The organism is Burkholderia sp. B10 (genome assembly GCF_004368385.1).
GTDB classification, from domain to species: Bacteria; Pseudomonadota; Gammaproteobacteria; order Burkholderiales; family Burkholderiaceae; genus Burkholderia; species Burkholderia vietnamiensis.
On sequence record NZ_PQMX01000108.1, the window covers coordinates 1 to 14,827 of the forward strand.

Consider the following 14,827-nt stretch of genomic DNA (forward strand, 5'->3'; position numbering starts at 1 on the left):
GGCTTCGGCCGCTGGTGCCGCTTCGGCGCCTGCCCCGGCCTCCGGACCTGCTTCGGCTCCGGCACCCGCTTCGGCACCCGCAGCGGCCTCCGCGCCAGCAGCCTCTTCGACATCCGCTCCGGTTTCGGCCCACGGTCCAGTTTCGACACACGCTCCGGCCTCGGCACCTGCTTCGCCTTCACCTGCTTCGGGGTCGACAGCTGTTCCTGCTTCGGCACCCGCACCGGCCTCGGCGTCCGGTCCTGTTTCAGCCCTCGGCCCGGCTTCAGCTACTGCGTCGCTGCCAGCCGCTGTTTCGACCGCTGCACCTGCTTCGGCTTCGGCGTCCGCTCCGGCCGCGACGCTCTCTCCGGCTTCACCGCAAGCACTCGAGACTGCTTCGATTTCGGCAGCCGGTTCAGCTGCTTCGGCTGCGGCCCATGCTGCGGCTTCTGCATCGGCTACGGCCGCAGCACTCGCTTCGGCTCCCGTCCTCGCTTCCACGGCTTCGTCTGCGCCGCCTCATGCCGCTGCGTCGGAAGCGGTTTCCGCGTCGGCACCCACCGGCACGCGCGGCACGCCGGTCGCTTCGAGCGCAGCTTTGGCAATGTCCGGTCCCACGGCAACGGCAACCACGCACGCCGCTGCGGCCTCCGCAAGCAATACGTCGGCGTCCGCACCCACCGCCGATCCCATAGCATCGTTCGCGCCGACCGCGGTCAGCGCAGCGCCGGCCAACTGACCACGCGCCCCTCGTCCACGCGTGCCATGCGCACGTAGCGACGGAACGGTGGACGTTTCGCGCGACACAGTGCTTCGATGCGTCGGCGCTTCGCCCGCCGTGTGCGGAACCGATCGCGAGCGCGCCGCTCGTGCATGCGGCCGACGGCGGGTACGACACGCCCTCGTCCTCGTCGTCGCATAGCGATCTGCGCCGCTGCGGCCGACCACCTCACGCGCCGCGCTCGCATCCGCTCACGGCAACGCGAATCGCGAGCCAGCCCCGCCGAACCCGCGCGACAGACACCACGAAGTCACACCGACAAGCCACCACCGTCCGTTCGCGCCGCCGTCACGCATCGGGCTCGATCGCCGTCATTCACCGGCCGAGCGTCACGGACGGCCACACCTCATCGCAACGTAGTGCTCCACGACTGCAGTTGCTCGATGGTCGCCGTCACGCCGCCGCAGACGATCACCGCGATGTTCGACGCCGCGGCCAGCACTGGCACCGGCCGTTCGAGCGCGGCCAGCGCGGCGCCGCACGCGGGCTCGACGACGAGCCGGTGCTCGTCCACCAGCCGCAACGAGGCGGCCACCGCCTGCGCATCCGATACGACGACCGGATGAACCGGATGCCGGCTCGCCCACTCGAGCGCCGCGTCGCACGGCCGCTTCGCGCCGAGCGACGTCGCGATGCTCTCGATCGCCGGCAGTTCCACCGGACGCCGCTGCGCGACCGAGCGCGCATAGCAGTCGGCGCCCGCCGTCTCCACCGCGACGACCGGCACGTCGTGCCAGCCGTTGCGCGCGAGCCCCTCCAGCACGCCGCACAGCAGCCCGCCGCCACCGACCGCGAGCACGATCGCGTCGGGTTTCGGGCCGACGGCCGCGATCTCGTCGACCATCGTCGCGTGCCCGCGCCACAACACCGGATCGTCGAACGGGTGCACGAATGCGTCGTGCTCGCCGACGGCCGCCAGCGCGAACGCGTTGGCCTCGACCCAGCTCGCGCCATGCACGACGACCTCGGCCCCTTCGCCGCGAATCAGTTCGCGTGCGCGCACGGACGCGGTCTCGGGCACCACCACCAGCACCGGCACGCCGAGTTCGCGCCCGCAATACGCGACCGCGATGCCCGCATTGCCGCCCGACGACGACACGAAGCGGCGCGCGCCGGCCGCCTGTCGCGCCGCGCACACCGCGCCGATCCCGCGCAATTTGAACGAACCGGACGGCTGAAGCGCATCGAGCTTCAACCAGACGTCGGCGCCGAGCCGGCGGGAGGCGGTGTGCGAACGGAGGTACGGCGTCTGAATATGGAGCGGCATGGTGGATCACGATGGAACACGAGGGACGGGCGCAGCCGTCGATCAAGCAACGGCAACGGCAACGGCAACGGCAACGGCAACGGCAACGGCAACGGCAACGGCAACGGCAACCATCGTACGGCACGCGGGCCATGCTTTTCCAATACCATCGAAGCGTATTCGCCATGCTTGCCAGGCATATCATTCTCACCAACCGAAACCGGAAACCGGAGTCCCCACCCGCATGCGCCAGATCGAACTGCGTCACCTGCGTTATTTCGTGGCCGTCGCGCAAGCCGGCAGCGTGATGGGCGGCGCCCGCGCGGCAGGCATCGTGCAGCCGGCGCTGTCGCGGCAGATCCGCGAGCTGGAGGACGCGATCGGCACGCCGCTGCTGATCCGCCGCGCGACGGGCGTCACGCTGACGGCGGCCGGCGCGAGCTTCCTGCGCGATGCGACCGCCGTGCTCGCCACGGTGCGGGACAGCCGCGAACGCGCATTGCGCAGCGCGGCCGGCCAGCTCGGCGAACTGCGGCTCGGCGCGCTGCCGAACTGCCTGCCGCTGCCGGTGTTCGCGAACGTGCTGAAGGCGTTTCGCGCCGCATGCCCGGACGTGAAGCTGTCGATCGCGCCGATGCTGTCGGCCGAACAGGCCGACGCGCTGGTGCGCGGCCAGCTCGACGGCGGGATCATGGCGTGGCGTCGCGACGAGGCGCCGCACCTGTCCGGCGTGCGGCTGCTGAGCGACCGCTTCGTGCTCGCGATGCCCGCGCCGCCCGGCGAGCCCTTCGATGCGCCGCACTCGCTCGCGGACGTCGCGGACCAACCGTTCGTGTGGTTCGACGCGCAGCGCTCGGCCGCGCACCACCGCTTCCTGATCGCGCAATGCGAGCGCGCGGGCTTCACGCCGCGCATCGCGCAGGTCGGCAGCGACATCCCGACGCTGATCGGCCTCGTCGCGGCCGGCATGGGCTGCGCGTTCGTGCCGCACAGCGCGGCGCCGACGTGTCCGCACACGGTCCGGCTCGTCGCGCTCGACGAGCTGGCGAGCCGCTTCGACATCGAGTTCGTGTTCGACGGCGCGGCCGTGCCGGCGTCTCCCGTCGTCGCGCGGTTTCTCGAAGCCGTGCACGCAGTGGTCGACCGGGCGGACTGAGCGCAAGCGCGCACGGCAGCCGCACTCGTCGGCGCTCGTTCGGACGGCAGGCCGCCAGCCTGCCGCCGCGACCGGCTTCGCGGCCATCGCGCACTAAACACTTCAGCACCCCGACGAAAATCCTTTCAAATACATAACGCACAACATTACCGTGTCGGTATTTTTAAATTGACGCCAAAAACAGCCGTTTAACGTCATTTCGAATCGCAATGCCGCGAAATATACTTCGCGCGCATCCATTCCTCGTGCCAAAGAGAGGATGCCTTTTCGCCCCGGTCACGGTCCCCCTGTGACCGGGGCTTTTTTTGCTCGAGGCCCGCCGACGCGGCCGTCGCAGCGCGCGGGCACGCCGCCCGCCTCACGCATTCTTGACATCGAATCAAGATTATTTCGTGCGCATGCGGCTTTTTTCATCAGAACAATGTGGGCACACTGCAGGCTGTCCGCGACGGCCCGCTGCCGTTGCGCAACGCTGACAGGAAGGCATCGCGTGAACCCCAACTCCACTTCTCCCTCCCGCGCGGCCCACGGCACCGCGCTGCCGCTGCTGGCGCTCGCCGCCGGCGCGTTCGGCATCGGCACGACAGAATTCGCGCCGATGGGCCTGCTGCCGGTGATCGCCGACGGCGTGCACGTGTCGATTCCGCAGGCCGGCATGCTGATCAGCGCGTATGCGATCGGCGTGATGGCCGGCGCACCGCTGATGACGCTGCTGCTCGCGCGCTGGTCGCGCCGCTCGGCGCTGATCGCGCTGATGTCGATCTTCACCCTCGGCAACCTGCTGTCGGCCGTCGCGCCGGGCTATACGACGCTGTTGCTCGCGCGGCTCGTCACGAGCCTGAACCACGGCGCGTTCTTCGGGCTCGGCTCGGTGGTCGCGGCCAGCCTGGTGCCGCGCGAGCGGCAGGCCAGCGCGGTCGCGACGATGTTCATGGGTCTGACCATCGCCAACGTCGGCGGCGTGCCGGCCGCGACCTGGCTCGGGCAGATGATCGGCTGGCGGATGTCGTTCGCGGCCACCGCGGCGCTCGGCGTGATCGCGATCGCCGGCCTGTTCGCGGCGCTGCCGAAGGGCGACGCCGGCAAGATGCCGGACCTGCGTGCGGAGCTGGCGGTGCTCACGCGTCCCGTCGTGCTCGGTGCGCTCGCGACGACGGTGCTCGGCGCCGGCGCGATGTTCACGCTCTACACGTACGTCGCGCCGACGCTCGCGCACGTGAGCGGCGCAACGCCCGCCTTCGTGACGGCGATGCTGGTGCTGATCGGCGTCGGCTTCTCGATCGGCAACATCGCCGGCGGCCGGCTCGCCGACCGCTCGCTCGACGGCACGTTGATCGGCTTCCTGGTGCTGCTGATCGCGACGATGGCCGCCTTTCCGCTGCTCGCCCGCACGCACGTCGGCGCCGCGCTCACGCTGCTGGTGTGGGGCATCGCGACGTTCGCGGTGGTGCCGCCGCTGCAGATGCGCGTGATGCGCGCGGCCCACGAAGCGCCGGGCCTCGCGTCGGCCGTCAACATCGGCGCGTTCAACCTCGGCAACGCGCTCGGCGCGGCAGCCGGCGGCGCCGCGCTGTCGGCCGGCTTCGGCTACCCGGCCGTGCCGCTCGTCGGCGCGCTGATCGCCGCGGCCGGCCTCGCGCTGGTCGCGCTGCAGCGGGCGCAACGCCGGCGCGCACCGGTTGCCGCGAATTCGTAAACGCCGCGCGATCCGCATTACGCCGGCACGCGGCGCGACAACCGGTTACCGGCGACCGGCAACGGGCGACCGGCCCGCACCGGGATGCCGATGCGCTCTTCATCGTCAGCGGCATGCGCGCGGCGGCCGCGCCCGCGACGCTCAGCGTGCAGCGGCGAACCCGCTGAAGAACGCGCGCGCGTTGGCGTCGAGGCTCTCGAGGTGATAGCCGCCTTCCTGCACGATCACCGTCGGTAATGCGAGCGCACCGAGCGCGCCGCCGAGCCGCCCGAACCCGTCGGTCGTGACGGCCACCTGCGACTGCGGGTCGTCCTTGTAGATGTCGAAGCCGAGCGCGAGCACGAGCGCATCGGGCTCGAAACGCGCGAGCGCGCGCAACGCATCGTCGAGCCGCTCGAAGAACGCCGACTCCGGCGCGCCGTGCGGCATCGGCAGGTTCAGGTTGTAGCCGTCGCCGGCCGCCGCGCCCGTCTCGTCCTCGTAACCGGCGACGACCGGGTAGAAGTTGGTCGGGTCGCCGTGGATCGACACGTACAGCACGTCGTCGCGATCGTAGAAGATCTCCTGCACGCCCTGCCCGTGATGCATGTCGGTATCGAGCACCGCCACGCGGCGATGGCGGCCGAGCAGCGCCTGCGCGGCGATCGCCGCGTTGTTCAGGTAGCAGAAGCCGCCGGCCGCGTCGCGCCGTGCATGATGACCGGGCGGACGGCACAGCGCGTACGCGTCGCGCGCGCCGTCGTTGACGTGCGCGGCCGCCGCGAGCGCACTCTGCGCCGACCAGTACGCCGCGCGCCACGTGTGCGCGCCGATCGGGCAACTGCCGTCGGCCAGATAGCGCGCGGCTTTCGCGAGTATCCCGCGCAGCGGGTTCGGGTCGCGCACGAATACGTTCGACATCACTTCGTCGCCCCAGTCGTCGGGCATCCGCTTCCAGTCGCGGTGCGCTTCCTCAAGAAAGCGCAGGTAGTTCATGTCGTGCACGGCCGCGATCGGCGCGGTGCCGCGGTCGGCCGGCTCGCACACGTCGAAGTCGAGCGCGCGCACCGCCGCGACGAGGCGCGCCGCACGCTCGGGCACCTCCTGCGGCTCGCGCATCCTGCCGCGCGACAGGTAGGTGCGCGGATGGTGCAGCAACTGTTCGGGATGGAAGAAGGTTTTCATCGTTGTCCTCGTCGGTTCGTCTCGTCACGCGTCGAACGCGGCGGCCGCCGCGTGCGTCGCGACACCGGCGCGCGCGAGCACCGCGTTGAGCAGCACGTTCGCGCCGCGCGTCACGTCGTCGGGCAGCGCGTCCTCGGCCTCGTTGTGCGACAGCCCGCCGACGCACGGAATGAACACCATCGCGGTCGGCACGCGGCGCGCGAGCACGATCGCGTCATGGCCAGCGCCGCTGACGATGCGCTCGCTCGCATAGCCGAACGCGTGCGCCGCCCGCGCGACGAGATCGACGCACGCCGCATCGAACGGCGTCGCCGGGCTGCGCCAGCACGTGTCGAGCGCCACCTGCACGTCGCGCGCCGCGGCCACGCGCGCGCACGCTTCGCGCAACGCCTGCTCGATCGCGTCGACGCACGCATCGTCGTGATGGCGCAGGTCGACGGTGAACGTCACGTCACCGGCGATCGTGTTGCGCGACGCGTGGCGGATGCCGATCTGCCCGATCGTCGCGAGCGCGCGCGGCGCGTAGCCGGCGACGATCCGCTCCAGCTCCAGCGCGATCTGCGCGCACGCGAAATACGCGTCCCGGCGATACGCCATCGGCGTCGTGCCCGCATGCGCGGCCACGCCCGTCACGCGCACATCGAGCCAGCGGATCGCCTGGCCGCCGGTGACGATGCCGATCGTCGTGCCGTTCGCCTCGAGCACCGGGCCTTGTTCGATATGCGCTTCGAAATACGCATCGACCGCGCCGCCGGGCGCGTGCGTGCCGCGATAGCCGCAGGCGTCGAGCGCGGCGCCGAGCGCGATGCCGTCGGCATCCTGCCGCGCGAGCGCGTCGTCGAGCGGCAGCGCGCCGGTGAACACGGCGGAGCCGAGCATCGCCGGAGCGAAACGCGCACCTTCCTCGTTGGTCCACGACACGATCTCGAGCGGCTTGTCGGTCGCGATGCGCGCGTCGTTCAGCGCACGTACGACTTCGAGCGCCGCGAGCACGCCGTACACGCCGTCGAAGCGCCCGCCCTCGGGCTGCGTGTCGAGATGGCTGCCGATCAGCACCGGCGCGGCCTGCGCATCGGCGCCGTCGCGCCGCGCGAACAGGTTGCCGATCGCATCGACCCGCACCGTCATCCCCGCATCGCGGCACCATTGCGCGAACAGGTCGCGCGCGCGGCGGTCGTCGTCCGTCAGCGCGAGGCGGCGCACGCCGCCGCGCGGCGTCGCGCCGATGCGCGCCATGTCGGCGAGGCTTTGCCACAGGCGATGGCCGTCGACTTCCAGCAAGTCGTTCATGTGCACTCCAATGAATTCGTTCGTCGGGGGTATCGATTTCCGCACGCTGCCGATCCCGCCGCGCACGCCCTGCGACGGTCGCGTACCGGCAGCGTTCGCCCACACGCGGCGCGGCTGATCGAAGCGTCGGGATTCAGCGCGAGCCGAGCGCCTCGGCGGCAGCCGGCCGGGACGCGCGCCGTGCGTCGAGCGCGACGATGCAGAGCAGCGAGATGCCGGCGAGGCCCGTGTAGAACACCGCGAGCGGCCACCACTGGCCGGTGAAGCGATGCGCCAGCCAGGTGCCGACGAGCGGCGTCAGGCCGCCGGCGAGCGCGCCGCACACCTGGTACGCGAGCGAGATCGCCGAATAGCGCACGTGGGCCGGAAACACGTCGCTCACGAAGCCGGCGATCACCGAATAGAAGCCGGCCATGCAGACGACCGCGAGCGCGATGCCGGCGATCAGCGACGCGGACGTGCCGCCCTGCACCAGCATGAACATCGGGTACGGCGACAGCATCGCGAGCAGCGCGGCGATCTTCAGGAACCGCGCGCTGCCGATGCGCTCGGCGAGCCACGCGGCGGCCGGCTGCGCGACGAACTGGATGATCGCGACCGCGAACAGGCTGTCGAGGATCAGCGAGCGCGACACGCCGACGTACTGCGTCGTGTACGCGATCATGAACGTGTTGGTGAAGTAGACGCCCGCGATCCCGATCGTGTTCGCGCCGATGCAGAGCAGCACGAGCCCGGACGCGGAGCGGAACACTTCGGCGACCGGCAGCTTCACCGTGCGGTTCGCCTCTTTCACGCGCGCGAATTCCGGCGACTCGTTCACGCCCAGCCGGATCAGGATGCCGACCACCAGCAGCACCGCGCTCGCCAGAAACGGCACGCGCCAGCCCCACGCGAGGAAGTCGGCCTTGTCCATCGACGTGACCGCGCGAAACGCGACCAGCGACAGGATCAGCCCGGCCGGGCTGCCGAGCTGCGCGAACGACGCGAAGAACGTGCGGCGGCCCTGCGGCGCATGCTCGCCGGCCATCAGCACCGCGCCGCCCCACTCGCCGCCGACCGCGATCCCCTGCACGACGCGCAGCGCCACCAGCAGCACCGGCGCGAGCACGCCGACCTTCGAATAGTCGGGCAGCAGCCCGACGCATACGGTCGCGACGCCCATCATCATCAAGGTCGTCATCAGCGCCTTCTTGCGGCCGATGCGGTCGCCGAGATGGCCGAACACGATGCCGCCGAGCGGCCGCGCGAAGAAGCCCACGGCAAACGTCGCGAACGACGCCATCGTGCTGACGAACGGGTCGTGCGACGGGAAATAGAGCTGACCGAACACGAGCGCGGCGGCGGTCGCGTAGATGTAGAAGTCGTACCACTCGATCATCGTGCCGATGAACGCCGCGGTCGCGGCACGCGCCGGCTGACGCGCGCTAGGAAGGGACTGGCTCATGCGGGGCTCCTGACGCGCGCCGCGGCACGCGCAATATCGTGATGGCCGGCCGTCTGTCGCGGCCCCGTGCCGCCGGGTGCGGCACGCCTCCTTTATCGGCGGCCACATATCATTAGTCCAATTTCAAATTATTATTTCGCGTATAAATCTGGCTAATACCCATTCCAACGTTCCGACGTTCAGCCTGGAGCCCCGATGCGCGCCGACCTCGCCCGCTTCGTCAACGACCGCCTCGACTGGAACCTGTTGCGCACTTACCTGGTGATCATGCAGGAGCGCAGCGTGAGCCGTGCGGCCGCGCGCCTGCATGTCACGCAGCCGGCCGTCAGCCAGGCGCTGCGGCGGCTCGAGGACGCGCTCGGCCGCAAGCTGATCGAGCGGCGCGGCGCGCACTTCGCGCCGACCGCGGCAGGCGAAGCCGTGTACCGGATCGCGAGCGACATCTACGGCGGCGTGTCGCGCCTCGACACGGAGCTCGACGACAGCACCGCCGACCTCACCGGGTCGATCCGGCTATTGACGGTGAGCCGCATCGAGTCGCCCGTCTACGACGAATTCCTCGCCGAATTCCATCGCGCGTATCCGCGCATCGACCTGCAGATCGACGTGATGCGTTCGTCGGACATCCTGTCGTCGCTGCTGCAGAAGACGGCCACCGCCGGGCTCGGCCTGTGCCGCACGCCGCACGACAAGCTGCAGATGCGCTGCTTCCTGCGCCAGCGCTATGCGATCTATTGCGGCCGCCATCACCGGCTGTTCGGGCAGACGCAGTTGCGGATGGAAGACCTGCTCGCGGAGAACTTCGTGTCGTTCACCAGCGACCAGATCGGCGACAGCCTGTCGCCGCTCACCGTGTTCCGCGATCAGAAAGGCTTCACCGGACGCATCGTCGCGTCGTCGCCGAGCCTCGATGAAGTGCGGCGGCTGATCTTCGCCGGCTACGGGATCGGCTGCCTGCCCGAGCACATCGTGCGCGACGACGTCGCGCAGCAGCGCCTGTGGCGCCTGCCGCCCGACGACGGGCTGATCGACGTCGACGTATTCCTGCTGTGGCATCGCGAGCGCAGGATGAACGCGGCCGAGCAGGCGTTTCTCGACGCGATGGAGCGCTGCATGCAGCGCCATTCGCTCGCGGAACGGCTCGGCGCGTAGGCACGCGCGCACCGGGCCGTGGGTGCGGCGCCGCGCGATGCGGCGGCGCGAACGCTGCGCGGGGCGCGTGACGTCAGTGCGGAATTCCGCCGTGTTCGAGCGGCAGGATCAGATGCTCCGGGATGCTGCGCCGCGACGCGCGCGCGCCGACGTAGTACAGCGCGGCCGGCACGACGAGGCCGAGGATCCACGAGATGTCGGTGCCGCCGAGCGCGTCGACGAGCGGGCCGGTGTAGATGTGCGTCGACATGAACGGCAGCTGCACCAGGATGCCGACCACGTAGATCGTGATCGCCATCGCGTTCCACCGGCCGTAGCGGCCGTCGGGATCGGACAGCGCCGGCACGTCGTAGCGCGAACGCGTGAAGCAGTAATAGTCGACGAGGTTGATCGCGCTCCACGGCGTGAAGAACGCGAGCAGAAATAGGATGAACGCGGTGAATTCCTTCAGGAACGAATGCCGGCCCGCGAGCGCGATCAAGGTCGACACGCAGATCATCCCGAAGATGTACGCGGCGCGGCTGCGCGACGACACCGCGCGCTTGCCGCGAAAGCCGCTGACGATGGTGGCCATCGACATGAAGCTGCCGTATGCGTTGAGCGTCGTGACCGTCACCTTGCCGAACGCGATGCTGAAGTACAGCAACGCGGCGACCGCGCCCGTCGAGCCGAGGCCGACGATGTACGACACCTCGTGATGCGCGAAGCCGCTGCCTGCCAGCGCGGCCGCGAACACGCCGAACACCATCGCGGCCTGCGCGCCGATCACCGAGCCGAGGCCGACCGCGGCGAAGGTGGCCGCCGACGACGTCGAGCGCGGCAGATAGCGCGAATAGTCGGCGACGTACGGGCCGAACGCGATCTGCCACGATGCCGACAGCGACATCGACAGCAGGAAGCTCGCGAGCGAAAAGTGCTTGTTGGCGAGCAGCGCGCCGACGTCGTGGCGCGCAAACAACTGCGCGAACATGTAGACGAACGCGACGACGCCCACCACGCTCGCGATCCGGCCGACGAAGTGGATCGCGCGATAGCCGAACACCGTCAGCGCGACGATCACCGCGGCGAACAGCAGGATGCCGGCCGCGTCGTCGACGTGCAGCAACTGCGCGACGGCCTGCCCCGCCAGCACCGAGCCGCTCGCGGAGAAACCGATGTACATCAGGCACACGAGCACGATCGGGATCATCGCGCCGTAGACGCCGAACTGCACGCGGCTCGAGATCATCTGCGGCAGCCCGAGTTGCGGCCCTTGCGCGCCGTGCAGCGCCATCACCGCGCCGCCGACGAGCTGGCCGAGCAGCAGCGCGATCAGCGACCAGAACACGTCGCCGCCGAGCACGACCGCGAGCGCGCCGGTGACGATCGCCGTGATCTGCAGGTTCGCCGACAGCCACAGCGTGAACTGGCTCAGCAGGCCGCCGTGGCGTTCGGCATCGGGAATGAAATCGATCGAGCGCACCTCGATCAGACCGCCGGCTCTTTCGCTGGAATTCGTCGACACGGAAAATCTCCAGAATGCTGAGGATCACGGAGGGTGTCGCCGACACGATCGCCGGGTCGGGCCGCCCTGTTTCAATTTCTCGAAGTGCTTCTGCTTCTCCGGCTTCCGTCCGCCGTTCGAACGACGGGCGCCGACATTGGTCAGCGGATATTGTTGTATATACAACTAGGACGATATAGGTGATTACCCGAGGCGCTCGGTGCGGTCGGGATGGTGCGCGCACGCCGCGCGTATCAGCCTTTCCGGACCGTCAGCGATCCGTATGAAAGATGAAAGATCAAGCGCCGGCGGGCGGCGGCAGAGGCGGTTCCGGCGCGGCGTCCATCTCGTCGGCGGGCAGCAGCGCCAGCATGAGCCGCACGGCTTCGACGTCGCGCGCATGCAGCCATTCGTCGTAGTCGTCGCGGCGCAGGATCACGACGCCGCGCGTGTCGTCGCCGGGCCGATGCATGCGCGCGAACAGCGGATGGCCGTCGGCGTCGACCGTGAGCATCGCCATGCCGATGCGCTCGCGGCCGTCGGCGCTTACGTAGCGTCGCCAGATGCCGGCGACACAGTACGCCTGCCAGCCGGCCAGGCCGATCCGGTGCCACACGTTGCGGCCCGTCTCGTAACAGGGTTCGTAGATCCAGCGCACCGGGATCAGACAGCGCTGCCCGTTGCGCCAGGCGTTGCCGTAGAGCCGCGACGAGCCGACCGTCTCCGCACGCGCGTTGACCGTGTCGAGCTTGCGCTTCCTGCGGCCGTTCTCGTCGATGCGTTCGGGCTGCATGAACTTCGGCCAGAAGCCGAACACCGCGCTGACGACAGCGAGCCCGTCGCCGTCGGCGCGCGCGATCGGCGCCGCGTAATCGGGATAGACGTCGGGTGCCCACGGCTCGCGGTCGAACAGATCGCCGATGCCGATTCGCAACTCGCTGATGCCCGGGTCTTCGCCGGGAGCACGGTAGTGGGTGCACATGGTTCGACGGACGACGGATGCGATGCTTCCATCGTAGGTCAGCCTGCATCCCGCGGCTGTGCGATTTCGGCCGGAGCGAGGCGGGCCGTGCGGCTCGAAGCGCGTCGCTCGCTGCACCGGCCGGATGAACGGCGCGTCGCGATGTCGATCCGCGATTCGACGCAGGCGGTCGTGCCGGCACGCATCGAGCGAACCGCCCCGCGCGCTCGTCGAGTCAGGCGGGGCGTTGCGGGTGCGGGCGGCCGCGCGCCGGACGGCTCAGGCCGCCTTGGTCACGCGTCCGGACGCGCGAGGTCGAAACGGCTGTCCGGCGTGACGTGCACGTAGGCGGTCGGCCCGCCCGCGCGCAGGATGATGCCCGCGCCGAACGTGTCGAAGATGCCGTCCTTCAGCAGATCGTCGCGAATGTGGACGGCGACGACTTCACCGAGCACCAGCGTGGCCGACGTCTCGCCGCCGCGGTGATCGCGCAGCGGGACCACGTCGGTGACCTTGCATTCGAAGTTGACGCCGCTTTCCGCGACGCGCGGCACGTCGACGAGACGCGACGCAATCGCGGTCAGCCCGCCGAGTTCGAATTCGTTCACGCCGTACGGCACCGCGGCGCAGGTCCGGTTCATCCGCTCGGCGAGATCGCGCGTCGCGAGGTTCCAGACGAACTCGCCGGTTTCCCGCACGTTGCGCAGGCTGTCCTTCGCCGTGGTGCTCGAAAAGCCGATGATCGGCGGATGATAGTTGAACGCGTTGAAGAAGCTGTACGGTGCGAGATTGACCGTGCCGTCGCTGCCGCGAGAGGAAATCCAGCCGATCGGGCGCGGGCCCACGATTGCGTTCAGCGGATCGTGCGGCAGGCCGTGGCCTTGCGAGGGTTCGTAATAGTGGTAGGTCGGGTGCGTCATGACGGAGCTCGGGCAGCGGACAAGGTGCGTGGAAGGCGATCGCCCGCTGCGCATGGCCGCGTGAAGCACATGCGAGCGGCGCGGCGGGCGGCGCCCAGTATCACACGAGCCTGCATTCGCTGCACCGGTTGCGGCGCCGGAGCCTGGCCGATGCAGCCGCCGGCTGCACGCCGCCCGGCTGTTTGCCGGGCGGTGTCCGCGGGTGAGCGGTCGGTCAGAAGTGATGCAGCAGCGCGACGCGCACGACGTACTGGTTCGGGCCCGACGAGATGTCGGCTGCGCCCGGAACGTACGCGTAGTCGAAGTCGGTGCCGGTGTGGGCGTTCATCGCATGCTGGTAGACGCCTTCGACGAACACCGACGTGCGCTTCGACATGTCGTAGTTGAGCTTCGTGCTCAGCTGGTGCCACTTCGGATTGAACGAGCCGACCGTCGACGACACGCGCGCCTGCGTGTACGTGTAGGCCGCGCCGAGGTACAGCGCGGGCGTGAAGTGATAGAGGCCGTTCACTTCGAAGTTGTCGAATTTCCACGCGTTCCAGCTGCCGCCGGCCGGCTGCGTCGTGCCGGTGAAGTATGCGTTGGCGGTCGGGTCGTAGACGTCGACGTGCGAGTACGTGAAGCCGATCAGCGCGTTCGCGAACGCATAGTTCACGCCGATGCCGATGTTCTGTTGCGACGACGCGTCGAACGTGTTGTCGCCGGTGATCGCGCCGTTCGAATCGCCGTTGTGTGCGTTGTTGATCTTCAGGTATGACGCGCCGACCGTCAGCCCGCCCTGCTGGTATTGCAGCGCGGCGCCGTACAGACGGTTGTTCGCAAAGCCGGACTGGTTGCTGAACCCGTACATCGCTTCCGCGGTGATGCCGTGCCACACCGGCGACACGTACTTGACGGCGTTATTGACGCGGAACGAGTAGTCGGTGTTGTCGTTGTCGTACGGGTGCGCGAACAGATAGCCGGTCCAGTTGCCGTTGGCCGTGAGCGGCGAGAAGATGTCGACGCTCGGGTCATACTGGCGGCCGAACGTCAAGGTGCCGTAACGGTCCGACGCGATGCCGACGAACGCCTGGCGGCCGAATTCGCGGCCGCCCTGGCTCATCTTGCCGGTGTTGACGTCGAAGCCGCTCTCGAGCTGGAAGATGGCCTGATAGCCGCCGCCGAGGTCTTCGGTGCCCTTGATGCCCCAGCGGCTGCCGTAGTCGTAGCCGCTTTGCAACTGCACGGTCCCGTGGCCGCGTGCGTTGCTCGTGTAGTTGATGCCGTCCTCGATCTTGCCGTACAGCGTAACGCTGCTTTGCGCATGCGCGGCCGTGGCAAGCAATGCGGCGGGCACGATGATCCCCCAACGCTTGTTCATGATGATTTACCCCCCAAGTCATTCGTTTTCCGGTCGCTTTGCTTACGCGCTGCGAATTCGCGTCGCATCGATGCTTCCCCGCGATGCGACGGGCGCAGTGTAATGAGCCGTTTTTCCGCTGTTAGTGACCGGCGTTGCAAAGGTGCTGTGCAGAATCGAGGGTGTTTTGGGGGGAGGGAAATGGGTTAGCGG

The 14,827-nt window shown here is 69.1% G+C and carries 12 protein-coding genes; 4 read left to right on the top strand and 8 right to left on the bottom strand.

Annotated elements, in window-relative coordinates; genetic code table 11:
• Positions 1-759: hypothetical protein (locus C3Y15_RS31915; RefSeq protein WP_166677070.1), on the top strand; the 759-nt coding region annotated here is incomplete at its 5' end.
• Positions 760-1,109: 350 nt separating this feature from the next.
• Here C3Y15_RS31915 and C3Y15_RS29415 read toward each other — a convergent pair.
• Positions 1,110-2,030, bottom strand: a complete 921-nt coding sequence (locus tag C3Y15_RS29415; RefSeq protein WP_014722795.1) for a pyridoxal-phosphate dependent enzyme — start codon at positions 2,028-2,030, stop codon at positions 1,110-1,112.
• A gap of 223 nt (positions 2,031-2,253) precedes the next feature.
• Here C3Y15_RS29415 and C3Y15_RS29425 point away from each other — a divergent pair, with 223 nt between their 5' ends.
• The gene (locus tag C3Y15_RS29425) at positions 2,254-3,165 is read left to right on the top strand and encodes a LysR family transcriptional regulator (RefSeq protein ID WP_045579282.1); all 912 of its coding nucleotides are present in this window, start codon (positions 2,254-2,256) and stop codon (positions 3,163-3,165) included.
• 490 nt (positions 3,166-3,655) lie between these two features.
• Positions 3,656-4,861 (top strand): MFS transporter, encoded by a 1,206-nt coding sequence (locus tag C3Y15_RS29430; RefSeq protein WP_014722793.1) that lies wholly within the window; start codon positions 3,656-3,658, stop codon positions 4,859-4,861.
• Positions 4,862-5,002: 141 nt separating this feature from the next.
• Here the strand turns inward: C3Y15_RS29430 and C3Y15_RS29435 are convergent, their stop codons facing one another.
• From C3Y15_RS29435 to C3Y15_RS29445, 3 genes are all read right to left on the bottom strand, one after another.
• Positions 5,003-6,025, bottom strand: a complete 1,023-nt coding sequence (locus C3Y15_RS29435; protein WP_059462917.1) for a histone deacetylase family protein — start codon at positions 6,023-6,025, stop codon at positions 5,003-5,005.
• Between the two features lie 24 nt (positions 6,026-6,049).
• Positions 6,050-7,315, bottom strand: coding sequence for a Zn-dependent hydrolase (locus C3Y15_RS29440; protein ID WP_069238881.1), 1,266 nt, complete (start codon positions 7,313-7,315; stop codon positions 6,050-6,052).
• 133 nt (positions 7,316-7,448) lie between these two features.
• Positions 7,449-8,759, bottom strand: coding sequence for an MFS transporter (locus C3Y15_RS29445; RefSeq protein WP_014722791.1), 1,311 nt, complete (start codon positions 8,757-8,759; stop codon positions 7,449-7,451).
• Between the two features lie 195 nt (positions 8,760-8,954).
• Here C3Y15_RS29445 and C3Y15_RS29450 point away from each other — a divergent pair, with 195 nt between their 5' ends.
• On the top strand, positions 8,955-9,911 hold the full coding sequence (locus tag C3Y15_RS29450) for a LysR family transcriptional regulator (protein ID WP_011884220.1): 957 nt from the start codon (positions 8,955-8,957) through the stop codon (positions 9,909-9,911).
• Between the two features lie 73 nt (positions 9,912-9,984).
• Here C3Y15_RS29450 and C3Y15_RS29455 read toward each other — a convergent pair whose 3' ends face one another.
• The 4 genes from C3Y15_RS29455 to C3Y15_RS29470 form a co-directional block, all read right to left on the bottom strand.
• On the bottom strand, positions 9,985-11,415 hold the full coding sequence (locus C3Y15_RS29455; RefSeq protein ID WP_034193226.1) for a cytosine permease: 1,431 nt from the start codon (positions 11,413-11,415) through the stop codon (positions 9,985-9,987).
• Positions 11,416-11,692: 277 nt separating this feature from the next.
• Positions 11,693-12,376, bottom strand: coding sequence for an SOS response-associated peptidase family protein (locus tag C3Y15_RS29460; protein WP_059462919.1), 684 nt, complete (start codon positions 12,374-12,376; stop codon positions 11,693-11,695).
• Positions 12,377-12,648: 272 nt separating this feature from the next.
• Positions 12,649-13,275 (bottom strand): flavin reductase family protein, encoded by a 627-nt coding sequence (locus C3Y15_RS29465; protein WP_014722788.1) that lies wholly within the window; start codon positions 13,273-13,275, stop codon positions 12,649-12,651.
• Between the two features lie 214 nt (positions 13,276-13,489).
• Complete coding sequence (locus C3Y15_RS29470; RefSeq protein WP_011884212.1) at positions 13,490-14,635, bottom strand: porin; 1,146 nt, start codon at positions 14,633-14,635, stop codon at positions 13,490-13,492.
• Positions 14,636-14,827: the final 192 nt, after the last annotated feature.